Here is a 24,862-nt window from a genome sequence, read left to right as displayed (position 1 = left end):
CTTCTCATAATCGTAACCGGAAAGACTTACTCTACTTCACGAACATCCACACGCAGCTCTTTCGGTACTTCGAAAACGATGTTTTCTTCACGCCCTTCCAGCGGAATAGCTTCCCCACCGCCAAGCTCCTGCAGGCGAGCAATCACGTTTTGCACCAGGATATCAGGCGCCGAGGCACCGGCCGTCACGCCCACGCACCTGGCTTCTTTCACCCACGCTTCCTGGATATCGGTCGCATCGTCAATCAGATACGCCGCTTTCCCCATTCGTTGGGCCAGTTCAGCCAGACGGTTGGAGTTAGAAGAGTTTTTCGAGCCGACCACCAGCACAACATCGGCCTGCTCTGCCAGCGCACGGACCGCTTCCTGGCGGTTGGTCGTGGCATAACAGATATCGTCTTTGCGCGGCCCGACAATTTTCGGGAAACGGCTTCGCAACGCGTCAATGACGTCAGAGGTGTCATCAACGGAGAGAGTAGTCTGCGTCATGAAGGACAATTTGCCTTCATTTTTTACATTCAGTTTCAGCACATCTTCAGGTGATTCGACCAGATACATTCCCCCCTGCGGGTTACTGTACTGGCCCATCGTGCCTTCAACTTCCGGATGCCCGGCGTGACCAATTAAAATTGACTCTTCACCGCGACGGCTGGCGCGGGCAACTTCCATATGCACTTTCGTTACCAGCGGGCAGGTCGCATCAAAAACCGTGAGGTCGCGGCCTTTGGCTTCGTTACGCACCGCCTGAGACACGCCATGAGCGGAGAAAATCAGGATCGCGCCATCCGGTACTTCGCTGATTTGCTCAATAAAAATAGCGCCGCGCTCGCGCAGGCTATCCACCACATAGCGGTTATGCACCACTTCATGACGGACATAAATCGGTGCGCCGTAAATAGCCAGCGCGTTTTCCACAATGCTGATAGCGCGGTCTACGCCAGCGCAAAAACCGCGCGGGTTGGCCAACAGGATCTGCATTTTACGCCTCCAGTGCCGGTTCGACTTCCAGCACTTCAATATCAAAATGAACGGTATGCCCGGCCAGCGGATGGTTGAAATCAACCGTGATCGAGTCACCGTTGATTTCGCGGATCACACCAGGCATCTCACTGCCGTCCATTGCGGTAAAGAGCATGATAGCGCCAATTTCTGGCTCGCCCGCGTCCATAAATTCCCGACGCGAGAAATACTGAATTAAGTCCGGGCTGGACACGCCGAAGGCGGCATCCGGCTCCAGAGCAAAAGTGGTTTTATCACCTTCTTTTAACCCCAGCAGGTGTTGTTCCAGTCCTTCAGACAGAGAACCGTCGCCCAGGCGAAACAGCGCAGGCTTGCCGTTATTGCGGGTTGACTCCGCGGTGGAGCCATCGTCGAGCTTAAGGGTGAAGTGCACCAGCACCGCACTGTTACTCTGTACTGATTTAGACATGCAGGTTGCTCTTTAAAATTGCTGCCGCCTGTTTGCCCGATAGCGCTACGCTTACCGGGCCTACAAGAATCGCAGTATATTGTAAGCCGGATTAGCATAGCGCCATCCGGCATTTTTTTATGCGGTTTTTTTCTCTTTCGACGGTAAGAAGCCTTCGAGGACAATCAATGCCGCACCGATACAGATCGCCGTATCGGCAAGGTTGAATGTCGCGAAATGCCAGTCACCGACGTAAAAGTCAATCATATCAACCACGAAGCCGTGCCACAGGCGGTCGAACAGGTTGCCCAGCGCACCGCCAATGATTAACGCATACGCGATGTTGTTTAGCTTCTGCGTCGCCTTCGAGCGATACATCATCACCATCAGGATAACGCAGATACCAATGGCGATACCGGCAAAGAACCAACGTTGCCAGCCACCGCTGTCGGCTAAGAAGCTAAACGCCGCACCATAGTTACGCGCATAGTGCAGATTAAGCGACGGGAACAGCGACACCGTATCCCCCAGAGCAAAGTTCTGGAGGATCAGGTATTTGCTGCCTAAATCGATAATCAGCACGACTACCACCAGCCACAGCCAGCGTAGTCCTGTTGAACAGAGAGGCTTACTCATCAGGCAAACTTACGTTGTTCGCCATCACCGGCGATGTTGCTGACACAGCGTCCGCAGATATCTGCATGTTCCGCCACCTGGCCGATATCGGTAGTGTAATGCCAGCAGCGCGGACATTTCTCTCCTTCGGCTTTGCTCAGTACGATTTTCAGACCTTTAAGCAGTTCGCTCTGCTGAGCGTCAGCAGGAGCCGCTGCATAATCCGCAACCGTCGCACCGGAGGTCAGCAGAACAAAGCGCAACTCTTCGCCCAGCGCGGTCAGTTTCGCCGCCAGTTCTGGTTCAGCGTACAGAGTAACCGCCGCTTCCAGCGAACCACCGACTTTCTTATCCGCACGCGCCTGCTCGATGACCTTGTTCACTTCGCCGCGCACTTTCAGCAACTCGTCCCAGTAGGCGTCATTCATCGCTTCGGTTTCGCCTAAGCCAAACAGACCTTCGTACCATTCACCGGTAAAGACGTACTTCTCACGATCTCCCGGCAGGTAACCCCAGATTTCATCGGCGGTGAAGGACATGATCGGCGCCATCCAGCGTACCAGCGCTTCTGCAATATGGAACAGCGCAGTCTGGCAACTACGACGCGCCACACTGTCCGCTTTCGCGGTGTACTGACGGTCTTTGATGATGTCGAGGTAGAACGAACCCATTTCTACGGAGCAGAAGCGCATCAGGCGCTGTACTACTTCGTGGAAGTCATAGGCTTCATAAGCTTTCAGGATCTCTTCCTGCGCCGCTTGTGCACAACCTACCGCCCAGCGATCCAGCACCACCATCTCTTCCGGTTTCACCATATCTTTTACCGGATCGAACCCGTTCAGGTTCGCCAGCAGGAAGCGTGCGGTGTTACGGATACGACGATAGCTGTCGGCAGCACGTTTCAGGATTTCGTCAGAAACGGCCATTTCGCCGGTATAGTCGGTAGAAGCGACCCACAGACGCAGAATATCCGCGCCCAGTTTGTTCATTACGTCCTGCGGGCTTACGGTGTTACCGATAGACTTGGACATTTTGCGACCCTGACCATCAACGGTGAAACCGTGGGTCAGTACCTGACGGTATGGCGCTTTGCCCTTCATTGCAGTGGAGATCATCAGAGAAGACATGAACCAGCCGCGGTGCTGGTCAGAACCTTCCAGATACATATCTGCCGCATGGCCTGCAAACTCAGGACGCACGTCCACGACGGATGAGTGGGTTGAACCGGAGTCGAACCACACGTCCAGCGTATCCGGGACTTTGACATACTGGTCAGCTTCATCGCCGAGGATATCTTTCGGATCGAGATCCCACCACGCCTGGATGCCGTCAACTTCAACGCGTTTGGCCACTTCTTCCATCAGTTCGATAGCACGCGGATGCAGCTCTTCGGTGTCTTTGTGAACAAACAGAGACATCGGCACACCCCACGTACGCTGACGGGAGATACACCAGTCAGGACGGTTGGCAACCATCGATTCAATACGTGCCTGGCCCCAATCCGGGATCCATTGCACGCCTTTGATCTCTTTAAGCGACTGCGCGCGCAGACCTTTCTGATCCATGCTGACGAACCACTGCGGAGTCGCACGGAAGATGATCGGCGATTTGTGGCGCCAGCAGCACGGGTAGCTGTGCTGCATCTTCTCAACGTGCAGCAGAGCGCCTTTATCGCTCAGCAGCGCAACGATTTTGTCGTTGGCTTTAAAGACGTTCACACCGTCCAGATCCGGATAGGTACCCGCCAGATATGCGCCGTCCGGGCCAACCGGGTTAGCGATTTCCAGACCGTATTTCTGGCTAATGACGTAGTCATCCGGACCGTGACCGCCGGCGGTATGGACCGCACCGGTACCCGCATCCAGCGTAACGTGATCGCCAAGAATAGCCGGCACGTCAAAGCCCATAAACGGATGGGTAAAGCGCAGCAGTTCCAGCTCGGCGCCTTTTACGGTGCCCAGAATAGTGTATTCAGCCGCACCAATACGCTGCATGACGCTTTCAACCAGATCCTTCGCCAGAATCACAGCCTGCCCGTCAATCTGCACCAGCGCATAGTCAAAATCAGGCGCCAGAGAGATTGCGCGGTTCGCCGGTAACGTCCACGGGGTGGTAGTCCAGATAACCAGTGAGATCGGGCCATTGACGTCAGAAACGCCAAATTTCGCTTTTACCGCGTCCTGATCGGCGGCGTGGAACGCAACGTCGATGGACGGGGAGGTTTTGTCATAATACTCAACTTCCGCTTCCGCCAGCGCGGAACGGCAATCAACGCACCAGTGCACCGGCTTCGCACCTTTGTGCAGGTGACCGTTACCGATGATTTTACCCAGCGCACGAATGATGTTGGCTTCAGTTTTGAAGTCCATGGTCAGGTACGGATGCGACCAGTCGCCCAGCACGCCAAGACGGATAAAGTCTTTACGCTGACCGTCAACCTGCGTCGCTGCATATTCACGGCATTTGGCGCGGAACTCAGCGGCGGTGAACTTCTCGCCCGGCTTGCCGTATTCCTGCTCTACTTTCAGCTCGATAGGCAGACCGTGGCAGTCCCAGCCCGGAACGTAAGGCGAGTCGAATCCCGTGAGTCCTTTGGACTTCACGATAATGTCTTTCAGAATCTTGTTAACCGAGTGACCAATATGAATGCTGCCATTCGCATAAGGAGGGCCATCATGCAGAATGAAGGTTTTTTTGCCTTTTTTGGCCGCACGAATGATGCCGTACAGGTCATCATCAGTCCAACGCGCCAGCATTCCCGGTTCACGCTTGGCGAGATCGCCGCGCATCGGGAACCCTGTTTCCGGCAAATTCAGGGTTGATTTATAGTCACTCATCAGATTCTCGGTTCCGTATTTAAAACTCGTATAGGCATTAAGCCGGTTTTGTTAGCCCAAAAAATTCACGGGCAGTCAACTCATCACGCGCAATCTGCGCTTTTAGTTCATCCAGCGAGGCAAATCGCTGTTCGCTGCGTATTTTTTTACGCAGTACTACATCTATATGGCGACCATACAGGTCCATTACAACGTCCAATAGATGCACTTCCAACTGTTGGCGTACGCCTGCTACCGTCGGGCGTGTGCCGATGTTGGCGACGCCGGGGAAAGGTTTGTCACCCAGCCCCATTACTTCAACCGCATAAACCCCTTTCACCGGAGAAACCTGGCGACGAAGCGGTAAGTTTGCCGTCGGAAAACCGATAGTGCGCCCTAACTCGTCACCGTGAACTACGCGTCCTGAGATAGTAAAAGGATGCCCAAGCAGGCTTTCGGCCAGTTGCAGGTTATCTTCCGCCAGCGCCTGACGTACCGCGGTGCTGCTGATGCGCACACCGCCTTCACAGAAGGTTTGGGTGCTGGTGATATCAAAACCATACTCAGCGCCCGCTTCCTGTAATAACAAGAAATCGCCCGCACGGCTAGCGCCAAAGCGGAAATCATCACCAACGGCAAGAAATTGTACACCAAGGCGCTTCACCAGCAGATCGCTGATGAAGGTCTGCGCCGTTAATGCCGCGAAGCGCCTGTCAAAACGCACGCACAGCACGTAATCAACGCCGCACTCCGCCAGATAACGCAGTTTTTCCCGCAGACGGGTGAGGCGCGCAGGTGACTTGTCCGTCGCAAACAGCTCCAGCGGCTGCGGCTCGAAAATCATCACCATCACCGGTAAATTGCGTTTGCGCCCTTCTTCCCGTAAGCCCTGCAGCAACGCACGATGGCCACGGTGCACGCCGTCGAAATTACCAATAGTCAGCACACACCCATGCGGGGCCTGACTGAGATTATGTATGCCTCGTATCAGCTTCATGTCTGGCTCAAAACAGTGAAAATCGTGAAAGTATACCCTGTACCGCGTTCAACGTTAACCGGCGATTGTTTCTACGAAACAGAAAGAGGATGGTTTTCATCGTTATGAAACAAATTGACGCCCTTCACGGGCGCACCAATGCAATTTTTCTCGTGGAAAGGCTGTATTCACGCCCCGCAAGCTGGTAGAATCCTGCGCCATCACTACGCAACGAGTGCTGCAATTTAAACGGCGCTTATTTGCACAAATCCATTGACAAAAGAAGGCTAAAAGGGCATATTCCTCGGCCTTTGAATTGTCCATATAGAACACATTTGGGAGTTGGACCTTGGCTAATATCAAATCAGCTAAGAAGCGCGCCGTTCAGTCTGAAAAGGCCCGCAAGCACAACGCTAGCCGTCGCTCTATGATGCGTACTTTCATCAAGAAAGTATACGCAGCTATCGAAGCTGGCGACAAAGCTACTGCACTGAAAGCATTTAACGAAATGCAACCGATCGTGGACCGTCAGGCTGCTAAAGGTCTGATCCACAAAAACAAAGCTGCACGTCATAAAGCAAACCTGACTGCACAGATCAACAAACTGGCTTAATCGCCTGCTTGTTGTCGCTTTGTGAAAAAACCCGCGCAAGCGGGTTTTTTTATGCCCGTCGTTTGCAGCCGGATTCGACAGCAACCGCCATTCACTGGGCATTGAGCTGATAATCTCTGTCTGGCTGAAGGTGGAGAACCGCCCCAAGAGATATCGGGAGATGCGTGAAAACGGCTGGCCACGGAACAGAATTCCGGTATTTATCCGCGAAAGTGGTCAATACCGGAATTTATTAAAGCTGTAGAATCCTTCCGGCTGTAGGCAACCACCGCAGCCGGAAGCATTACGACGATCAGGCTGATTGCAGCTTAAATAATGCCGAGTAGTCCGCATTGCAAATACGCTGCACCGCTGGATGCTGGATCATTCTTTCCGCAAATATGGCGTGATACTCCTCCATCACATTCTCTACGCGTCCAATTTCAACAATAGAATCATCGGCATAGAAATTGTGGGAATAAAGCGTAGGCGCAACAAAAATAGCGTTATGCGTTGCGCCAAACGCTTTCATCAGCGCGGCGTCATCAAACTCGCCAAGGATTTCAACGTTCAGCCCTTGGGAGTTAATCCAGTTCAGCAGCTTACGCCCGAGCATCGAACGGCGCCCTGGGATCAGCAATCGACGCTCTTCGAGGCAGGCCGGAAATGGTTTCTCAGGCAATGGCTGGGTGCACCAAAAGCTCACGCTGCATTCGCCAATCCGCACTGAGAACAACCCTTCCTGCTGCGTAGAATCGATCGGGCAGTCGGAGATAATCATATCCAGTTTATGCTGGCTGAGCTGATCAAGCAGCATCTCGTGCGTTGATTCAAAACAACGCAGATGGATTTGTTCATCTTCAACGACTGCGGCATTCAGCACGCTGCTGACCAGCTGTTTGGACAACGCATCCGCTACGCCGACATCGAACAGTAAATTCGACTCTTTGCGATAGTTCACGATATCCAGCATTTCCTGGCTTAACGTGAACATCTTATCCGCATAACGAAAAACCAATTCGCCTAATTCGGTGGGCTCCAGTCCACGCCCCTTCCGCTTGAACAACTTTCCCTGTAAGCGTTCCTCAAGCGCTTTAATCTGCCCGGTAATGGTCTGCGGTGTCAGATAAAGCGCCTCTGCTGCACCAACCACAGATCCTTCTTTATATACATGCCAAAAGTAGTACAGGTGGTTGTAGTTTATATGAGACATACACTCTCCCTGAAAATTGTCACGAAAGGGTTATCCCGTCAGGCTGCTGCGTTCAACCGGGTACGTAACCAGCAGTAACCTATTACCGCCGACAGCAAAGAACCAATCAGGATCCCCAGTTTCGCCCAGTTAATCAGCTCAGGATCGACGGTCCCAAACGCCAGGCTGGCGATGAAAATCGACATCGTAAAGCCAATGCCGCACAGAATGCCGACCGCCATAATTTGCTGGAAATTCGTTCCCTCCGGCAATTGCGCCATCCTGAAGCGTAACGCCAGCCAGCAAAAGAGGCTGATACCCAGTGGTTTCCCGATTAACAGGCCAGCAATGATCCCCAGCGGTAACACCGAAGTCAGTCCATCAATGGTGACGCCCTGCAGTGAGACGCCCGCGTTAGCGAAGGCAAACAACGGTAGGATTAGATATGCCACCCACGGGTGCAAAACATGCTCCAGACGCTTCGCCGGTGAACGCCCGTGTTTTTCCTTCAGCGGAATGAAGAAACCGACGATCACGCCCGCCAGAGTTGCATGCACGCCAGACTTCAGTACGGCCGTCCACAGCACTACGCCAACCAGAATATAAATACCGGTACGTCTTACACCGCACAGATTCAATGCTGCCAGGACAAGGATCGCGCACGCGGCAACGCCCAGCGACAACAGCGAGAGATCGCTGGTGTAGAACAACGCGATGATCACAATAGCGCCGAGGTCATCGATTATCGCCAGCGCCATCAGGAAGATTTTCAACGCCAGCGGGACACGGCTGCCCAACAGCGCCAGCACGCCTAATGCAAAAGCGATATCCGTTGCCGCCGGGATCGCCCAACCCTCACGGGTGATAGGGTCAGCATAGTTGAATGCCAGATACAGCAGCGCCGGGACAATCATGCCCCCGATAGCGGCAATGATCGGAAACGCCGCCTGGCGCAGACTGGCCAGCGAACCTTGCATTAACTCACGCTTCACTTCCAAACCGATCAACAGGAAGAACACCGCCATCAACGCGTCATTGATCCACAGCAGCATATTTTTGTTGATCTCAAGCGCGCCAACCCGCAGTTGAACGGGCGTTTCCAGAAAGGTGTGGTACCATCCACTGGTAACCCCGATATTTGCCATCAGCATAGCAACCACGGCAGCGATGATCAGAATGATGCCCCCCGAGGCGTCACTACTAAAAAAACGATGCAGATGTTTCACTTTTATTCTCTCTATTGGGTGAATACTTCGTAAATACTATCTTACACCTTCAGAAAGCTCGTTAAAATTAGATTATTCATGATGAATAGATCGGTTTTAACGAGCCATTTAAATAAAGTCGTTCAGGATTTTCCGAACGGAAAACAGAAATAAAAAAGCCTGAAACTTTTCAGTCCCAGGCTTTTTATCAAAGATTATTGAGTCGAGAATTAGCGCGTCAAATCGTCAAAAAATTTCTTCACACCGTCGAAGAAGCTTTTAGAGCGCGGACTGTTTTGCTCGCCGGTCGGGCCGCCAAAGCTGTCCTGCAGATCTTTCAGCAACTGCTTCTGCTTGTCGTTGAGGCCTACCGGGGTTTCAACCACCACACGGCACAGCAGATCGCCCTGTGCGCCGCCGCGTACTGACTTAACGCCTTTGCCACGCATGCGGAACAGTTTGCCGGTCTGCGTTTCGCCCGGGATTTTTAACTTCACGCGACCATCCAGCGTCGGCACTTCAATCTCGCCGCCCAGCGCTGCCATCGCAAAGTTAATCGGCACTTCGCAGTACAGGTTATTGCCTTCACGTTCGAAAATTGGGTGCTGTTTTACCTGCACCTGAACGTACAAGTCGCCTGCTGGCGCGCCATGTTCACCGGCTTCACCTTCACCCGCTAAACGAATACGGTCGCCAGTATCAACCCCAGCCGGGATCTTAACGGACAGCGTTTTGCTCTTCTCAACGCGACCATGACCATGGCATTTGTTGCACGGGTCTTTAATCAACGTACCGCGGCCCTGACAGTGTGGACAGGTCTGCTGTACGGCAAAAAAGCCCTGACGCATCTGCACCTGACCAGAACCGTGACAGGTTGGACAGGTCTGGGGTTGCGTGCCCGCCTTCGCACCGCTGCCGTGGCAAACATCACACTCTTCCAGCGTCGGAATACGGATCTCTTTGGTGACGCCACGCACGGCTTCTTCCAGAGTGAGATCCATGTTGTAACGTAAATCAGCACCACGTGAGGCGCGCTGACGACCGCGACCGCCGCCAAAGATATCGCCAAACACGTCACCAAAGATATCGCTGAAGTCGGCCCCGCCGCCAAAACCGCCGCCGCCGCCCATACCGCCTTGCTCAAACGCTGCATGGCCGTACTGATCATAAGCCGCACGTTTTTGCGCATCGGTGAGGATCTCGTACGCTTCTTTGATCTCTTTAAACTTGGCTTCGGCCTCTTTATCACCCTGGTTGCGGTCCGGGTGATATTTCATGGCCAGGCGCTTGTAGGCCTTTTTGATTTCACGCTCTTCCGCTGATTTGGAAACGCCTAAAATCTCGTAATAGTCTTGCTTAGCCATCTCTTTTTATCTGCCCCTAACATGCGTGCACGGGCGGAGAGGAAACCTCTTCGCCCGTGCCAGTAATTACCCGTTCAAAGGGCGATTATTTTTTGTCTTTCACTTCTTCAAACTCAGCGTCGACAACGTCGTCATCTTTCGCGTTGTTTGCAGAAGCATCAGCACCTGCTGCGCCAGCCTGCTGCTGTGCGTGCTGCTGCTGAGCGATTTCCATCAGTTTCTGGGAAACCTGTGCCAGCGCCTGCATTTTCGCTTCGATATCCGCTTTGTCTTCGCCTTTCAGAGAAGTTTCCAGCGCGGTCAATGCAGACTCGATGGCAGTTTTGTCATCAGCCGGCAGTTTGTCGCCTGCTTCTTCAACCTGCTTGCGAGTGCTGTGCAGCAGGTGGTCACCCTGGTTACGGGTCTGAACCAGCTCTTCAAACTTACGGTCAGATTCTGCGTTCGCTTCTGCTTCACGAACCATTTTCTGAATTTCTTCTTCGTTCAGACCAGAAGAAGCCTTGATGGTGATCTTCTGCTCTTTACCGCTATTTTTGTCTTTCGCGGAAACGTGCAGGATACCGTCGGCATCGATGTCAAAAGTAACTTCGATCTGCGGCATACCGCGCGGAGCCGGGCTGATGCCATCCAGGTTAAATTGACCCAGATCTTTGTTATCAGCGGCACGTTTACGTTCACCCTGCAGCACATGGATGGTTACCGCAGACTGGTTGTCTTCAGCAGTAGAGAACACCTGGCTGTGCTTGGTCGGGATAGTGGTGTTTTTCGCGATCAGTGCAGTCATCACGCCGCCCATGGTTTCGATACCCAGAGACAGCGGGGTAACGTCCAGCAGCAGCACGTCTTTCACATCACCGGTCAATACACCACCCTGAACGGCAGCACCGATTGCCACAGCTTCGTCCGGGTTAACGTCTTTACGCGGCTCTTTACCGAAGAACTCAGCAACTTTCTTCTGCACCATCGGCATACGAGTCTGGCCACCGACCAGGATAACGTCCTGAACGTCGGAAACAGACAGACCAGCATCCTGCAGAGCAACTTTCAGCGGCTCGATAGAACGGTTAACCAGGTCTTCAACCAGGCTTTCCAGTTTCGCACGGGTCACCTTGATGTTCATATGTTTCGGACCAGTCGCGTCTGCAGTGATATACGGCAGGTTCACGTCGGTCTGCTGAGCGGAAGACAGTTCGATCTTCGCTTTCTCAGCGGCTTCTTTCAGACGCTGCATCGCCAGCGGGTCGTTACGCAGGTCGATACCCTGATCTTTCTTAAATTCGTCAACCAGGTAGTTGATCATACGGCTATCGAAGTCTTCACCACCCAGGTGGGTATCACCGTTGGTTGCCAGAACTTCGAAGGTTTTTTCACCGTCAACTTCGTCGATTTCGATAATAGAGATATCGAAAGTACCACCACCCAAGTCATAAACCGCGATAGTACGGTTGCCGACTTCTTTATCCAGACCGTAAGCCAGTGCAGCTGCGGTTGGTTCGTTGATGATACGTTTTACTTCCAGACCTGCGATACGGCCGGCGTCTTTGGTTGCCTGACGCTGAGCATCGTTAAAATATGCAGGTACGGTGATAACTGCTTCAGTTACCGGTTCACCCAGGTAATCTTCAGCCGTTTTCTTCATTTTTTTCAGCACTTCAGCAGAAATCTGCGGCGGTGCCATTTTCTGACCTTTTACGTCAATCCATGCATCACCGTTGTCAGCACCGATGATTTTGTACGGCATGATGGCTTCATCACGCTGCACTTCTTCGTCCTGGAAGCGGCGGCCAATCAGGCGTTTAATCGCAAACAGGGTGTTTTGCGGGTTTGTCACTGCCTGACGTTTAGCCGGCTGACCAACCAGAGTTTCACCATCCTGGGTATAAGCAATGATAGAAGGCGTGGTGCGATCGCCCTCGGCGTTCTCCAGCACACGTGCAGTAGTGCCATCCATAATCGCTACACAAGAGTTGGTAGTACCCAGGTCGATACCAATAATTTTACCCATCTAAACGTCTCCACTAAAAATTCGGTCATCATGTGGTTGTGAATCTGTAATAAGGGCGAAACGTGCGGTTTCAACTACCCTGAATCGTTTTTTTTCAGACTCACCACTGCGGTTGTCTACAAGATGGGGTCGTAACCCACGTCATCAAGGGGGGCATGAAAAATTTTTTTAGCCTTGTGGCATTAAATTCGCAGAAAAAAGGCAAAAAGAGAGAAAAATGAATAGTCGCCAACCAGAATTAATTCATACAACCAATTAAATCAGGAAAGTTATTCACATAAAAATTGCAATAAAAAGAAAAGATTACGAGCATGAATCGTTTTTATGACGACGGTAATCTGGTCTGAAGTCACACACTGTTGCAGCCGTCAAAGAGAAACTCCATGAAATCTGTGTTAACTCTTTCCACCAGCCTGCTTATGGGCCTTCTGCTGAGCAGCACCGCCGTAACTGGCAAACGTGATGCCCATCACAGGGAAAATAATTCATTTTCCCTTCGTTAGATCATAGACAGTGCCTTCTCCCCTGATTATCATGCCGCGCCCCGAAGACAGCGATCGTTATTCGGGGAAACTATTTCACCATTCAATCAATGATGATTTTGAGGAATTATGGGCAACACTAAGTTGGCTAATCCGGCACCGCTGGGCCTGATGGGCTTTGGCATGACCACCATTCTGCTTAACCTGCACAACGCGGGTTTCTTCGCTCTGGACGTTATTATTCTGGCGATGGGCATTTTCTACGGCGGTATCGCGCAAATTTTTGCCGGACTGCTGGAATATAAAAAAGGCAACACCTTCGGTTTAACCGCCTTTACCTCCTACGGTTCGTTCTGGCTGACGCTGGTTGCGATCCTGCTGATGCCGAAAATGGGCCTGGCGGATGCAACCAATGGTCAGTTCCTGGGCGCTTACCTCGGTCTGTGGGGCGTGTTCACTCTGTTCATGTTCTTCGGTACGCTGAAAGCGGCGCGCATGCTGCAGTTCGTGTTCCTGAGCCTGACAGTGCTGTTCGCCCTGCTGGCCGTGGGCAACATTGCGGGTAACGAAGCGATCATTCACGTTGCTGGCTGGGTAGGCTTAGTGTGTGGCGCAAGCGCCATTTACCTGGCGATGGGTGAAGTGCTGAACGAACAGTTTGGCCGTACCATCCTGCCGATTGGTGAAGCGCACTAATCTGATGCTATCCCCCCCTGACGGGGGGATATTCCTTACAAGCGCTGTAACTCTGCCTGTACGCTCGAATCGCGATGATAAAGATCCTGTCGCAGCCAAATCCCCAAACCTAGCCCTACCAGCGATAACGCCAGCACATACCAGGCCGGAGCCATTGGCGACACGCTCATTAACATCGTGACGGCTATTGGCGTCAGACCACCAAAAATGGCGTACGACACGTTGTAAGAAAAGGATATTCCGGTAAAGCGGACTTCCGCCGGAAATGCCCGCACCATCACATAAGGCACAGCCCCCACCACGCCAACGCATAACCCCACCAGCCCGTATAACAGGAACAAATGCTGGGGATGGCTGCCGGTCAGGTGATAGAAAAACCAGCTTGAACAGGCCAGCATCAGGCTGCCGACAATAAAGGTTTTGCTGGCGCCGACCCGATCGACAATAAACCCAGCCAGCAGGCAACCGACGCACAGCATAATGGTAGCGACACTGTTGGCTTGTAACGTTAGCGCCGGCGCAAAGCCATACTGCTTCTGCAACCAGACTGGTGACATCAGGATCACCACCACAATCCCAGCCGATAGCAGCCAGGTCAGCAGCATTGAAATAACCACCGCTTTTTTATGTTTGCTCACCACTGACTTCACCGGTAGCTCTTGCGCCAACGCTTTACGCTGCTGCATTTCGAGAAATATGGGTGTCTCCTGCAGCCAGCGACGCAGGTACATCGCCACCAGCCCAAACACGCCCCCCAGCAGGAAAGGAATACGCCAGCCGTAATCATGCACCGCCTGCTGCGTCAGGCTGGTGTTCACCAGCGTCGCAACAACCGACCCCAGCAGAATTCCCACCGTCAGGCCGGCAGTCAGCGTTCCGCAGGCAATGCCGATGCGACGCTCCGGTACATGCTCCGCCACGAACACCCACGCGCCCGGAACTTCTCCGCCGATGGCAGCGCCTTGCAAAATACGCATCAGCAGCAACAGCAGCGGCGCGAGGATCCCCATTGAGGCGTAGGTAGGCAACAGACCAATCGCCAGCGTCGGTATTGCCATCAGCAAAATGCTCAGGGTGAACATTTTTTTGCGCCCGACCAGATCGCCAAAGTGCGCCATGATGATGCCCCCCAGCGGACGCGCCAGATAGCCGGCGGCAAAAATGCCGAAGGTTTGCACCTGACGTAGCCATTCAGGGATGTCTGCAGGGAAGAAGAGCTCGCCAACAACAGCGGCAAAGAAGACAAAGATAATGAAATCATAAAACTCAAGCGCACCACCAAGGGCAGCAAGCGTAAGGGTTTTATAATCCTGGCGATTCAGCGGTCGAGTGTGTTGTGACATAGCAAACCATGAGTCAGTGAAGTAATTGAATCTGTTCGTTGATATATGTAAAGCAAAAATTACTATATCGTAAACAATTCAATACTCCACTGTCATTGGTACTTATGCCACGATCGGGCTACTTTCAGGTATTTGTTTCGCGTATTGCGCTTTTAGGACGAAAAGATGCTACAACAGTCGGTGCGGTTTCCACATACGGCCCATCCAATAGCTGTATACAATACGGTACACTTGCAAAAATACCCGGCACGATAACCTTACCGTCGGCATCTTTCACGCCTTCCAGCGTCTCTTTGATCGATTTTGGCTGCCCAGGCAGATTCAGGATCAACGCCTGCTTGCGAATCACGCCAACCTGACGGGAAAGAATCGCCGTTGGCACAAAGTGCAGGCTTATCTGGCGCATCTGTTCACCAAAGCCCGGCATCTGACGGTCGGCTACGGCAAGCGTCGCATCAGGCGTTACGTCACGACGGGCCGGACCCGTTCCGCCGGTAGTCAGCACCAGATGACAACTCATTTCGTCTACCAGCTCGCATAAGGTCTGTTCGATGATCGCCTGTTCATCCGGGATCAACCGCGTTTGCAGCTCAAAAGGGGTGGTAAGGGCAGACGCCAGCCACTCTTCAAGGGCCGGGATACCTTTATCCTGGTAAACGCCGCTGGAAGCACGGTCAGAAATGGAAACCAGGCCAATGCGTAAAGTATTCATGATTATTCCGTTTAAACAGTCTCGTTAAACAGAATGATACACTGCGAAGGGAAGGACAGACAGGTTTCAGAAGAGGTAGCGTGACCCATATCAGGGCCACGCACTAATGATTACAGCAGATCGCCGATCATTTTTTCCAGTTTACCCTGGTCTACAGCAAACTTACGGATACCGTCCGCCAGTTTGTCTACAGCCATTGGATCCTGGTTGTGCTGCCACAGGAACTCAGCTTCGGTGATACGTGCAGGGCGCGCTTTCACTTCGCCGGAGAAAGACAGTTTACGTTCGATAGCACCTTCGCTTTCCGCCAGTTCTTTCAGCAGTGCCGGAGCAATCGTCAGACGATCGCAGCCTGCCAGCTCAATGATTTCTCCGATGTTACGGAAGCTCGCACCCATAACTACGGTTTCGTAACCGTGCTGTTTGTAGTACTCGTAGATTTCCGTTACGGAAACCACACCCGGATCTTCTGCCGGTGCATACTCTTTCTTGTCGGTATTGGCTTTGTACCAGTCAAGAATACGGCCAACGAACGGAGAAATCAGATATACGCCAGCTTCTGCACATGCACGCGCCTGCGCGAAGGAGAACAGCAGAGTCAGGTTACAGTTGATGCCTTCTTTTTCCAGCTGCTCAGCGGCACGGATGCCCTGCCAGGTTGAAGCCAGTTTAATCAGGATGCGATCGTTGCTGATGCCAGCATCGTTGTACATTTTGATCAGGCGTTTTGCTTTAGCGATGGACGCGTCGGTGTCGTAGGACAGACGAGCGTCAACTTCAGTGGAGATACGACCTGGGACCAGTTTCAGGATCTCCAGACCGATATTTACTGCCAGCTTGTCGGTCGCGTCGACGACCTGCTGCGCACGGTCGTTGCTCTGCTGCTTAGCCCAGGCTACAGCGTCATCAATCAGCTTGCGGTATTCCGGGATCTGCGCTGCGTTAAGAATGAGAGAAGGGTTAGTTGTGGCATCCTGAGGCTGATACAGCTTCATTGCCGCGATGTCTCCGGTGTCGGCCACTACTGTGGTGAACTGACGAAGGGAGGTCAATTTGTCCGTCATGATAGCGATTCTCTTTAAACAGCTTGTTAGGGGGATGTAACCGATCTTCCCTGATGATAGCACGACGCACTCTCAGCGCAACCGCCTGGATTGTCCGACCAGCCGCTCAGCCCTGATTACGCATCGCCAAGCCTGTGATGCGCAATTAAGGGATATAACGATTGTTATGATAAACTCCCGTAATCAATCACCTTATAAGTATATACTGGTCGATTATTGGTAGCGCTTACACGGGAATATTCGCGCTTACCGGCATCAACAAGAGGGATGTTAATGCCTGATTTTTTCTCATTTATTAATGAAATACTCTGGGGATCGGTGATGATCTACCTCCTGCTTGGCGCAGGATGTTGGTTCACCTGGCGTACAGGGTTTATTCAGTTTCGCTATATTCGCCAGTTTGGCAAAAGTCTTAAAAACAGCATCAGCCCGCAGCCGGGCGGTTTAACTTCCTTTCAGGCTTTATGCACCAGTCTTGCCGCACGTATCGGTAGCGGAAATCTGGCGGGCGTGGCGTTGGCGATTGCCGCTGGCGGCGCGGGAGCCGTGTTCTGGATGTGGGTCTCGGCGATCATTGGTATGGCGACGTCATTTGCCGAGAGCTCTCTTGCCCAACTGTATAAAGAGCGCGACAGCAAGGGACAGTTTCGCGGCGGTCCTGCGTGGTATATGGAGCGTGGGCTGGGCATGCGCTGGATGGGCGTTCTTTTTGCCATCTTTTTACTCATTGCTTATGGTCTGATTTTTAACAGCGTTCAGGCAAATTCGGTCTCTCATGCGCTGACCTTTGCTTTTGATATCCCTCCCCTCTTTACCGGTATCGCACTGGCAATAGTGTCATTATTGGCAATCATTGGCGGCATTAAAGGCGTTGCCCGCCTGATGCAATGGTTCGTTCCGATGATGGCGCTGTTGTGGGTCGGTTGCAGCATCGTCATCTGTCTTTGGCATTTCGGGCAGCTCCCCGGCATTATCATGACCATTATAAAAAGTGCCTTTGGCTGGCAGGAAGCCGCAGCCGGTGCCGCCGGGTATACACTAAGCCAGGCCATTGCCAGCGGCTTTCAACGCGGTATGTTTTCTAATGAGGCCGGAATGGGATCAACTCCGAACGCGGCCGCGTCGGCAGCATCCTGGCCTCCGCATCCTGCGGCACAAGGCATTGTGCAAATGATCGGAGTATTAGTTGATACGCTGATTCTCTGTACGGCCAGCGCGATGATTGTTCTGTTGGCGGGTAATGACGCCAGCTATGTACCGATGGAAGGCATCCAGTTACTCCAGAAAGCGATGGTTTCAGTGACGGGAGAATGGGGTGCCGGATTCGTGGCGTTAATTGTGATTCTGTTTGCCTTTAGCTCTATCGTAGCCAACTACATCTATGCGGAAAATAACCTCGTTTTCCTGAAGCTGGACAATATCCGCGTCATCTGGCTATTACGGATCGCCACCGTTAGCACCGTTATTGGCGGAACGTTAGTCAGCGTTCCGCTGATCTGGCAGTTGGCGGACATCATTATGGCGTGTATGGCCATCACTAACCTGACGGCGATTCTGCTGCTTTCACCGGTTGTGCAGACGATCGCCTGCGACTATCTACGCCAACGCAAACTCGGGGTGCGCCCAGAATTCGATCCGCGCCGTTATCCTGATATCAGACAACAACTTGCGCCCGAAAGCTGGGATGAGACGCCGCGCGGATAGCGCGGCAATCGCAACCATCGATCAATTCTGTCGTTTTTTTTGCTAAAGTCGCAGTAAATTTCCTGCAAGGACTGGATATGCTGATTCTGATTTCACCTGCAAAAACGCTCGACTACCAAAGTCCGCTGGCAACGACACGTCATACATTGCCCGAACTGCTGGATCACTCTCAGCAGCTTATTCACGTGGCGCGCCAACTCTCTGCTCCGCAAATTGGCAAGCTGATGGGAATTAGCGACAAGCTGGCGGATCTGAACGCCACGCGTTTCCATGACTGGCAGCCTGACTTCACGCCGGAAAACGCGCGCCAGGCCATTCTGGCATTTAAAGGCGACGTGTATACCGGACTGCAGGCTGAAACCTTCAGCGAAGCGGATTTCGACTTCGCTCAGCAACACTTACGGATGTTGTCCGGGCTGTACGGCGTTTTGCGTCCGCTGGATTTGATGCAGCCTTACCGTCTGGAGATGGGTATTCGTCTGGCCAATGCGAAAGGTAAAGATCTCTACCAGTTCTGGGGAGATACCATCACCGATAAACTTAACGAAGCGCTGGAAGCGCAAGGCGACAGCGTGGTGATTAACCTCGCCTCGGATGAATATTTTAAATCCGTGAAGCCGAAAAAGCTCAACGCGGAGCTTATCAAACCGGTCTTCCTCGACGAGAAGAACGGCAAGTTCAAAGTCATCAGCTTCTATGCCAAAAAAGCGCGCGGCCTGATGAGTCGCTACATTATTGAGAACCGCTTAACGCAGCCAGAACAGCTGACCGCCTTTAACAGCGAAGGCTATTTCTTTGATGAAGAAGCGTCAGGAAATGGCGAACTGGTGTTTAAGCGCCAGGAGCAGTAGTAAAAAGGCCGGATGGCGGCGAACTCCCAATCCGGCCGACTGGTTTTGTATGCCCGCTAAGCAAAGCGCCAGCGGGCACAACCGTTAACCGCGGGTCATCATCAGCTTGCGCAGTTCAGCAAAATCAGCAGGCAGGTGATGAGAAAGCAGCGGCAGGTCCGCGCGTTCCGCCAGCGCTTTTGGCAGAGCCAGCGTCAGGTCAAGAATCTCTTCAACACTTTCTTTAAACTTGGCCGGATGCGCAGTACCGAGGAACAGGCCGTACTCGCCAGGGTTCAGTTGGTCACGCAGCGCACGGTAAGCCACCGCCGCATGCGGTTCTGAGGTGTACCCCATCTCATGCAGCTCACGCATCGTGTCCTGAGTAGTGGCATCATCAACAGCGGCATAACCCAGCTCATTCAGACGCCAGATTTTACGGCGGAACAGTTCTTCCACACGCGGCCAGTTATTCGGCTGGCTGACATCCATCGCATTCGACAACGTCGCCTGTGTCGCTTTCGGCGCCCACTCACCTTGTGCAAGAAAGCGTGGAACCGTATCGTTGACGTTGGTCGCCGCGATAAAACGCTTCACCGGCAAGCCCAGTGATTTTGCCAGCAGCCCGGCAGTCAGATCGCCAAAGTTGCCGCTGGGAACGGAAATAACCAGTTGATTACGCGCCTCTTGCGGCAGTTGAGCCACGGCCTCAAAGTAGTAACAGATTTGCGCCAGCAGACGGCTAATGTTGATTGAGTTAGCCGAATTCAGCCCCAAAGCGACCTTCAGCTCTTCGTCATCAAACGCCTGTTTCACCAGCGCCTGACAGGCATCAAAATCGCCATCAATCGCCACGGTTTCAATATTGCCACCCAGTGTACAGAACAGTTTTTCCTGTAATGGGCTAATTTTGCCGTTCGGATAAAGGATCACCACGCGCACATTTTTCAGGCCATAAAAGGCATGTGCGACTGCCGCACCAGTGTCTCCAGAGGTCGCCGTCAGAATGGTAACCGGTTTGTCACCGCTGATATGCGTCAGCATCTGCGCCATAAAGCGCCCGCCAAAGTCTTTAAATGCAAGCGTTGGGCCGTGGAACAGCTCCAGACAGCCGATATCCGCGGCAACCTGAGCAACCGGCGCCGGGAAGGCAAACGCCGCACGCACGCGCTGTTCCAGAATCTCCTGTGGGATTTCATCACCGATAAATGCGGAAAGGATCTTCGCGCTGCGGCTAACGAAATCCTGGTTCAACATCTCATCGACTTCTGACAGATTGAATTCCGGCAAATCGTGCGGAAAAAACAATCCCTGATTCTTGCCAAGCCCTTGCGTGACGGCCTGTGCAAAGCTGACCTGTTCGTTATGATCTTTCAGATTATACAGTTTCATTGATTATCCCAGTACCCGTGCGCCCGCCGTGTCCAACCGGCAAATATGAACAAAGCCTTCCTGATTTTGCAGATAATTTTTACCCAGCCAGTCTGCTACACGCTGTGCCGTATCCGGCTTGTCGCACAAAGCGAACAGCGTCGGTCCCGAACCGGAGATGCCGCTGGCCAGCGCCCCGATTTCCGCTACCGCCTGACGCGCCTGGCTAAAGCCTGGCAGCAGGCGGGTACGGTACGGCTCAGCAATGACATCTTTCATCAGCTTCGCGGCAAGCCCTGGCTGACGGGAATAGCAGGCATGGATAAACCCAGCCAGATGCCGCCCGTGGGCGATACAGTCCTGACGGCGATACTGCGCAGGTAAAATCGCCCGCGCTTCTGCCGTCGACACTTTAATCCCCGGATACGCGAGGACCCACAGCCACTCATCAAAGCCTGGCACCTGCTGGCTGATAATGCCGTTTTCTTCGATCATTAACTGCATACCGCCCAAAAAGCACGGGGCGACGTTATCGTAATGAATACTGCCGGAGATACGCCCTTCCAGCTCACCCATTATCGCCAACAGGCGCATATCGTTGAGCGGTTTACCGCAATGCTCGTTCATGGCGACCAGCGCCGCCACAACGGAACACGCGCTGGAGCCTAACCCGGAACCAATCGGCATATTTTTTTCCAGCGTCATCGCCACCGGAACGCTTTTACCCAGCTCCTGACAGAATCGCTCCCAGCACTGGTAGACAATATTTTCTCGCGGCTCAGGCGGCAGCTTATTGGCAAAGCGACCGAGGTTGTTGAGGCTGAAATTGTCAGCCGCCTCAACGGATACCACATCGCCTAACAGCGAACCGTCCACCGGGGTTACCGCCGCTCCGAGCACATCAAACCCGACGCTCATATTGGCGCTGGAGGCCGGGGCATAAACTCTCACCATGTCAGACTCCTAACTTCCATGAAAGGGTGCGTAGCAGGTCAGCAAATACGCCCGCCGCCGTCACGTCGTTACCCGCGCCGTATCCGCGCAGAACTAACGGTAGCGGCTGATAATAGTGGCTGTAAAACGCCAACGCGTTTTCACCGTTTTTCACTTTGAACAGCGGATCGTTGCCGTCTACTGCCTCTATTTTCACGCGACAGACGCCATCCTCTTCAATATTGCCAACATAGCGTAATACTTTCCCCTCATCACGGGCTTTCGCCACACGCGCGGCAAAGGCGTCATCCAGCTGCGACAATTTCGCCATAAACGCGGAAACATCACCGGAATCATCAAACTCTTTTGGCAGGACCGGCTCAATGACAATGTCAGAAAGCTCCAGCTCACGACCGGTTTCACGGGCCAGGATCAACAGCTTACGCGCCACGTCCGTACCGGATAGATCGTCACGCGGATCGGGTTCGGTATAGCCCAGCTCACGCGCCATGGTGGTGGCCTCGGAGAAGCTCATGCCTTCATCCAGCTTGCCGAAAATAAACGACAGCGAACCAGAAAGAATGCCGGAGAAACGTTGCAGTTCATCGCCCGCGCTGAGCAGATTTTGCAGGTTCTCAATTACCGGCAAGCCCGCGCCTACGTTGGTGTCGTACAGGAATTTACGACGAGACTTCGCCGCAGCAAAACGCAGCTGATGGTAGTAATCCATCGACGACGTGTTGGCCTTTTTATTCGGCGTAACCACATGGAAGCCTTCGCGCAGGAAATCCGCATACTGATCCGCGACCGCCTGACTTGACGTACAGTCGACAATCACCGGATTGAGCAGATGATATTCTTTCACCAGACGAATTAAGCGCCCCAGGTTGAAAGGCTCTTTCGCGCTTTCCAGCTCCGATTGCCAGTTTTCCAGATTCAGACCATGGACGTTGGTCAGCAGGGCCTTCGAGTTCGCCACACCGCACACACGCAGATCAATATGCTTCTTTTTAAGCCAGGTTTGCTGACGTTTAAGCTGCTCCAGCAGCGCACCGCCCACGCCGCCAACGCCAATGACAAATACTTCAATCACCTGGTCGGTGTTGAACAGCATCTGATGGGTCACACGCACGCCAGTGGTCGCGTCGTCGTTATTCACCACTACCGAAATGGAACGCTCAGACGAGCCCTGGGCGATTGCCACGATATTAATGTTCGCGCGAGCCAGCGCGGCAAAAAATTTCGCCGAGATGCCACGCAACGTGCGCATACCATCGCCAACGACCGAGATGATCGCCAGACGCTCAGTCACCGCCAGCGGCTCAAGCAAGCCTTCTTTCAGTTCGAGATAGAATTCATCCTGCATGGCGCGTTGCGCACGCGCGCAGTCGCCCTGCGGGACGCAGAAGCTGATGCTATATTCAGAAGAGGATTGGGTGATCAGCACCACCGAGATGCCCGCGCGCGACATTACGGCAAAAACACGCGCCGCCATCCCCACCATGCCTTTCATCCCAGGGCCGGAGACGCTAAACATCGCCATGTTATTGAGGTTAGAAATCCCTTTTACCGGCAAATCGTCATCATCACTGCTGGCACCGATAAGCGTGCCGGGCGCTTGTGGATTGCCGGTATTTTTAATCAGGCACGGGATCTGGAACTGGGCAATAGGGGTAATAGTGCGCGGATGCAGCACTTTAGCGCCGAAGTAAGAAAGCTCCATCGCTTCCTGATAAGACATCGACTTCAGCAGTCGGGCGTCGGGTACCTGGCGCGGATCGCAGGTATATACGCCATCGACATCGGTCCAGATCTCACAACAATCGGCGCGCAAACAGGCGGCCAGTACGGCGGCAGAGTAGTCAGAGCCATTACGCCCCAGCACCACTAACTCTCCTTTCTCATTCCCGGCGGTAAATCCTGCCATCAGAACCATATGGTCCGCAGGAATACGGCTGGCGGCAATGCGGCGCGTAGATTCGGCGATATCAACGGTAGATTCGAGGTAATGGCCTACCGCTAGCAATTTCTCTACCGGGTCGATGACCGTCACGTTGTGCCCGCGCGCTTCCAGCAGGCCAGCCATGATGGCGATCGACATTTTTTCACCACGGCAAATAAGCGCAGCATTGATGCTGTCCGGGCACTGACCCAGCAGGCTGATACCGTGCAGGACGTGCTTAATCTGTGCAAACTCTTGTTCAACAAAGGCTTTGAGCGGAGCCTGCGGGAAACCCGGTTGCGCGGCGGCAAGACCCACCAACAGCTCAGAGAAAATGCGTTCGGCGTCGCTGATATTGGCTAAAGCATCCTGACCACCGATGGTCTTCTCAATCATCGCCACCAGATGGTTGGTAATTTTTGCGGGGGCAGAAAGAACGGTCGCGACCTGCCCCTGTCTGGCATTGCTTTCCAGAATATCGGCAACCCGCAGAAAGCGCTCTGCATTTGCCACTGATGTACCGCCGAACTTCAACACTCGCATGGTTTACCTCATTGCCTTTGGTCGAAAAAAAAGCCCGCACTGTTTAGGTGCGGGCTTTTTCTTGTGTTTCCTGTACGCGTCAGCCCGCACCGTTACCTGTGGTAATGGTGATGGTTGTGGTAATGGTGATGCTGATGCGTTTCATGATGTTGTGTGCTCTGTAATTATTTATTATCTGTCCTGTATTCTTTTAGGGTTAAAGTATCTGCTGATCTAAGTCAATAAATTTTTAAATTGGTCACATTCCGAAACTTGTTCACGAGCGACTGCTTGCCCTTTTAGTTTCGACCAATACAGTATGTCACCCCTACTTGAATCCAGAGCAAAACACCACACAACAAATGCAGGTCGATATTTTATTTCGTGATGCTTTTTTCTATATCATGTAAAAAACGGTGCAACATTGCCGTATCTCGCTGCCCTAACAGACCCATTCGCTGTTGCAGCCAGTCCGTCAACTTGATGTCGTCAGAAACGTTCAGCGTGGCTAATAAACGCAAAACGCGCGCGCGCAATGCCTGTAGCTGAAGCTCATCCGTCACCTCAATGTTTTTGACGGGTTGTTGTATTAAACCTGCTAATTGATAGCAATACACCATCACCGCCTGCCCCAAATTGAGTGAAGGATAGTCAGCCACCATAGGTACACCGGTGAGTACATCCGCCAGGGCCAATTCTTCGTTGGTCAGCCCTGAATCTTCACGACCAAAAACCAGCGCGGCATGATCCATCCACATTGATTTTTCCTGCAGCAGAGGAACCAGTTCGACCGGCGTAGCGTAGTAATGGAACTTCGCCCGACTACGCGCAGTGGTCGCGACGGTAAAATCTACGTCGTGCAGCGCCTCCGCTAACGTTGAAAAAACGCTAATATTATCAATAATATCGCCAGAACCATGCGCGACCCATCGCGTGGCGGGTTCCAGGTGGGCTTCGCTGTCAACGATGCGTAATTGGGTGAACCCCATGGTCTTCATAGCGCGGGCAGCCGCACCAATATTTTCCGCTCTGGCGGGGGCAACCAGAATAATTGTTAAACGCATTTCGATACTCTTTTTGGCCAGTCT

The 24,862-nt window shown here is 52.9% G+C and carries 21 protein-coding genes, 2 pseudogenes and 1 other annotated feature; of the genes and pseudogenes, 5 read left to right on the top strand and 18 right to left on the bottom strand.

Annotated elements, in window-relative coordinates:
- Positions 1 to 26: 26 nt before the first annotated feature.
- The 6 genes and pseudogenes from ispH to N0B36_RS11075 all read right to left on the bottom strand — a co-directional run bounded on the left by ispH (position 27) and on the right by N0B36_RS11075 (position 6,058).
- Positions 27 to 977, bottom strand: coding sequence for a 4-hydroxy-3-methylbut-2-enyl diphosphate reductase (gene ispH / locus N0B36_RS11100; protein WP_047500149.1), 951 nt, complete (start codon positions 975 to 977; stop codon positions 27 to 29).
- Position 978: 1 nt separating this feature from the next.
- On the bottom strand, positions 979 to 1,428 hold the full coding sequence (gene fkpB, locus N0B36_RS11095; protein WP_003018929.1) for an FKBP-type peptidyl-prolyl cis-trans isomerase: 450 nt from the start codon (positions 1,426 to 1,428) through the stop codon (positions 979 to 981).
- A gap of 117 nt (positions 1,429 to 1,545) precedes the next feature.
- Entirely contained in the window at positions 1,546 to 2,043 is a 498-nt protein-coding gene (lspA, locus tag N0B36_RS11090) for a signal peptidase II (RefSeq protein WP_121539721.1), read from the bottom strand.
- Positions 2,043 to 4,859, bottom strand: coding sequence for an isoleucine--tRNA ligase (gene ileS / locus N0B36_RS11085; protein WP_259687837.1), 2,817 nt, complete (start codon positions 4,857 to 4,859; stop codon positions 2,043 to 2,045). The genes lspA and ileS overlap by 1 nt, the downstream gene beginning before the upstream one ends.
- 37 nt (positions 4,860 to 4,896) lie before the next feature.
- Positions 4,897 to 5,835, bottom strand: coding sequence for a bifunctional riboflavin kinase/FAD synthetase (gene ribF, locus N0B36_RS11080; protein WP_016155656.1), 939 nt, complete (start codon positions 5,833 to 5,835; stop codon positions 4,897 to 4,899).
- Between the two features lie 7 nt (positions 5,836 to 5,842).
- Positions 5,843 to 6,058, bottom strand: a pseudogene (locus tag N0B36_RS11075) (DUF2575 domain-containing protein).
- A 105-nt stretch (positions 6,059 to 6,163) separates the two neighbouring features.
- Between N0B36_RS11075 and rpsT the strand changes: the two are divergent.
- Positions 6,164 to 6,427: a 30S ribosomal protein S20 gene (gene rpsT, locus N0B36_RS11070; protein WP_003018940.1), complete on the top strand. Its 264-nt coding sequence runs from the start codon at positions 6,164 to 6,166 to the stop codon at positions 6,425 to 6,427.
- A gap of 91 nt (positions 6,428 to 6,518) precedes the next feature.
- A pseudogene (locus N0B36_RS24450) lies at positions 6,519 to 6,605 on the top strand (hypothetical protein); the annotation flags it as partial.
- 114 nt (positions 6,606 to 6,719) lie between these two features.
- On the opposite strand, the gene nhaR reads toward N0B36_RS24450, so the two are convergent.
- The 4 genes from nhaR to dnaK form a co-directional block, all read right to left on the bottom strand.
- The gene (gene nhaR, locus N0B36_RS11065; protein WP_047500146.1) at positions 6,720 to 7,619 is read right to left on the bottom strand and encodes a transcriptional activator NhaR; all 900 of its coding nucleotides are present in this window, start codon (positions 7,617 to 7,619) and stop codon (positions 6,720 to 6,722) included.
- A gap of 38 nt (positions 7,620 to 7,657) precedes the next feature.
- Positions 7,658 to 8,824 carry a Na+/H+ antiporter NhaA gene (nhaA, locus tag N0B36_RS11060; protein ID WP_259687836.1) on the bottom strand — a complete coding sequence of 389 codons (1,167 nt, stop codon included), beginning with the start codon at positions 8,822 to 8,824 and terminating at the stop codon, positions 7,658 to 7,660.
- Between the two features lie 209 nt (positions 8,825 to 9,033).
- Entirely contained in the window at positions 9,034 to 10,167 is a 1,134-nt protein-coding gene (dnaJ, locus tag N0B36_RS11055; RefSeq protein WP_008786151.1) for a molecular chaperone DnaJ, read from the bottom strand.
- A gap of 85 nt (positions 10,168 to 10,252) precedes the next feature.
- Positions 10,253 to 12,175, bottom strand: coding sequence for a molecular chaperone DnaK (gene dnaK / locus N0B36_RS11050; protein WP_016151634.1), 1,923 nt, complete (start codon positions 12,173 to 12,175; stop codon positions 10,253 to 10,255).
- Between the two features lie 611 nt (positions 12,176 to 12,786).
- Between dnaK and satP the strand changes: the two genes are divergently transcribed.
- A complete protein-coding gene (satP, locus tag N0B36_RS11045) occupies positions 12,787 to 13,353 on the top strand; it encodes an acetate uptake transporter (protein WP_003018969.1) in 567 nt (188 codons plus the stop codon).
- A 35-nt stretch (positions 13,354 to 13,388) separates the two neighbouring features.
- Here the strand turns inward: satP and N0B36_RS11040 are convergent, their stop codons facing one another.
- The 3 genes from N0B36_RS11040 to tal all read right to left on the bottom strand — a co-directional run bounded on the left by N0B36_RS11040 (position 13,389) and on the right by tal (position 16,472).
- Positions 13,389 to 14,696: an MFS transporter gene (locus N0B36_RS11040; protein ID WP_047500141.1), complete on the bottom strand. Its 1,308-nt coding sequence runs from the start codon at positions 14,694 to 14,696 to the stop codon at positions 13,389 to 13,391.
- Positions 14,697 to 14,820: 124 nt separating this feature from the next.
- Positions 14,821 to 15,408 (bottom strand): molybdopterin adenylyltransferase, encoded by a 588-nt coding sequence (gene mog, locus N0B36_RS11035; protein ID WP_047414486.1) that lies wholly within the window; start codon positions 15,406 to 15,408, stop codon positions 14,821 to 14,823.
- Between the two features lie 110 nt (positions 15,409 to 15,518).
- Entirely contained in the window at positions 15,519 to 16,472 is a 954-nt protein-coding gene (tal, locus tag N0B36_RS11030; RefSeq protein WP_016151631.1) for a transaldolase, read from the bottom strand.
- A gap of 273 nt (positions 16,473 to 16,745) precedes the next feature.
- Between tal and N0B36_RS11025 the strand changes: the two genes are divergently transcribed.
- Together N0B36_RS11025 and yaaA are read left to right on the top strand one after the other, a co-directional pair.
- Complete coding sequence (locus tag N0B36_RS11025) at positions 16,746 to 18,176, top strand: sodium:alanine symporter family protein (RefSeq protein ID WP_016155648.1); 1,431 nt, start codon at positions 16,746 to 16,748, stop codon at positions 18,174 to 18,176.
- 77 nt (positions 18,177 to 18,253) lie between these two features.
- The gene (yaaA, locus tag N0B36_RS11020; protein ID WP_016155647.1) at positions 18,254 to 19,027 is read left to right on the top strand and encodes a peroxide stress protein YaaA; all 774 of its coding nucleotides are present in this window, start codon (positions 18,254 to 18,256) and stop codon (positions 19,025 to 19,027) included.
- An 84-nt stretch (positions 19,028 to 19,111) separates the two neighbouring features.
- Here yaaA and thrC read toward each other — a convergent pair whose 3' ends face one another.
- The 5 genes from thrC to N0B36_RS10995 form a co-directional block, all read right to left on the bottom strand.
- Positions 19,112 to 20,398 (bottom strand): threonine synthase, encoded by a 1,287-nt coding sequence (gene thrC / locus N0B36_RS11015; RefSeq protein WP_019078326.1) that lies wholly within the window; start codon positions 20,396 to 20,398, stop codon positions 19,112 to 19,114.
- Between the two features lie 3 nt (positions 20,399 to 20,401).
- A complete protein-coding gene (gene thrB, locus N0B36_RS11010; protein ID WP_259687835.1) occupies positions 20,402 to 21,331 on the bottom strand; it encodes a homoserine kinase in 930 nt (309 codons plus the stop codon).
- A gap of 1 nt (position 21,332) precedes the next feature.
- On the bottom strand, positions 21,333 to 23,795 hold the full coding sequence (thrA, locus tag N0B36_RS11005; protein ID WP_047500133.1) for a bifunctional aspartate kinase/homoserine dehydrogenase I: 2,463 nt from the start codon (positions 23,793 to 23,795) through the stop codon (positions 21,333 to 21,335).
- Positions 23,796 to 23,818: 23 nt separating this feature from the next.
- Positions 23,819 to 23,945, bottom strand: a sequence feature (Thr leader region).
- Entirely contained in the window at positions 23,875 to 23,940 is a 66-nt protein-coding gene (gene thrL, locus N0B36_RS11000; RefSeq protein ID WP_032337689.1) for a thr operon leader peptide, read from the bottom strand. It overlaps the preceding feature by 66 nt.
- Before the next feature lie 206 nt (positions 23,946 to 24,151).
- A complete protein-coding gene (locus N0B36_RS10995) occupies positions 24,152 to 24,838 on the bottom strand; it encodes a tRNA/rRNA methyltransferase (RefSeq protein WP_049281594.1) in 687 nt (228 codons plus the stop codon).
- Between the last annotated feature and the right edge of the window lie 24 nt (positions 24,839 to 24,862).

It is taken from the genome of Citrobacter sp. XY323, from assembly GCF_025106035.1.
Taxonomy (GTDB): domain Bacteria; phylum Pseudomonadota; class Gammaproteobacteria; order Enterobacterales; family Enterobacteriaceae; genus Citrobacter; species Citrobacter braakii.
Note: the sequence above shows the minus strand (reverse complement) of the source record. Positions and strands in the feature narration are given on the sequence as shown.

What these genes read in the sequence shown, in the direction of transcription:
- ispH (WP_047500149.1), bottom strand. Translation starts at nt 977, where the DNA reads ATGCAGATCCTGTTGGCCAACCCGCGCGGTTTTTGCGCTGGCGTAGAC.
- fkpB (WP_003018929.1), bottom strand. Translation starts at nt 1,428, where the DNA reads ATGTCTAAATCAGTACAGAGTAACAGTGCGGTGCTGGTGCACTTCACC.
- lspA (WP_121539721.1), bottom strand. Translation starts at nt 2,043, where the DNA reads ATGAGTAAGCCTCTCTGTTCAACAGGACTACGCTGGCTGTGGCTGGTG.
- ileS (WP_259687837.1), bottom strand. Translation starts at nt 4,859, where the DNA reads ATGAGTGACTATAAATCAACCCTGAATTTGCCGGAAACAGGGTTCCCG.
- ribF (WP_016155656.1), bottom strand. Translation starts at nt 5,835, where the DNA reads ATGAAGCTGATACGAGGCATACATAATCTCAGTCAGGCCCCGCATGGG.
- nhaR (WP_047500146.1), bottom strand. Translation starts at nt 7,619, where the DNA reads ATGTCTCATATAAACTACAACCACCTGTACTACTTTTGGCATGTATAT.
- dnaJ (WP_008786151.1), bottom strand. Translation starts at nt 10,167, where the DNA reads ATGGCTAAGCAAGACTATTACGAGATTTTAGGCGTTTCCAAATCAGCG.
- dnaK (WP_016151634.1), bottom strand. Translation starts at nt 12,175, where the DNA reads ATGGGTAAAATTATTGGTATCGACCTGGGTACTACCAACTCTTGTGTA.
- satP (WP_003018969.1), top strand. Translation starts at nt 12,787, where the DNA reads ATGGGCAACACTAAGTTGGCTAATCCGGCACCGCTGGGCCTGATGGGC.
- N0B36_RS11040 (WP_047500141.1), bottom strand. Translation starts at nt 14,696, where the DNA reads ATGTCACAACACACTCGACCGCTGAATCGCCAGGATTATAAAACCCTT.
- mog (WP_047414486.1), bottom strand. Translation starts at nt 15,408, where the DNA reads ATGAATACTTTACGCATTGGCCTGGTTTCCATTTCTGACCGTGCTTCC.
- tal (WP_016151631.1), bottom strand. Translation starts at nt 16,472, where the DNA reads ATGACGGACAAATTGACCTCCCTTCGTCAGTTCACCACAGTAGTGGCC.
- N0B36_RS11025 (WP_016155648.1), top strand. Translation starts at nt 16,746, where the DNA reads ATGCCTGATTTTTTCTCATTTATTAATGAAATACTCTGGGGATCGGTG.
- yaaA (WP_016155647.1), top strand. Translation starts at nt 18,254, where the DNA reads ATGCTGATTCTGATTTCACCTGCAAAAACGCTCGACTACCAAAGTCCG.
- thrC (WP_019078326.1), bottom strand. Translation starts at nt 20,398, where the DNA reads ATGAAACTGTATAATCTGAAAGATCATAACGAACAGGTCAGCTTTGCA.
- thrB (WP_259687835.1), bottom strand. Translation starts at nt 21,331, where the DNA reads ATGGTGAGAGTTTATGCCCCGGCCTCCAGCGCCAATATGAGCGTCGGG.
- thrA (WP_047500133.1), bottom strand. Translation starts at nt 23,795, where the DNA reads ATGCGAGTGTTGAAGTTCGGCGGTACATCAGTGGCAAATGCAGAGCGC.
- N0B36_RS10995 (WP_049281594.1), bottom strand. Translation starts at nt 24,838, where the DNA reads ATGCGTTTAACAATTATTCTGGTTGCCCCCGCCAGAGCGGAAAATATT.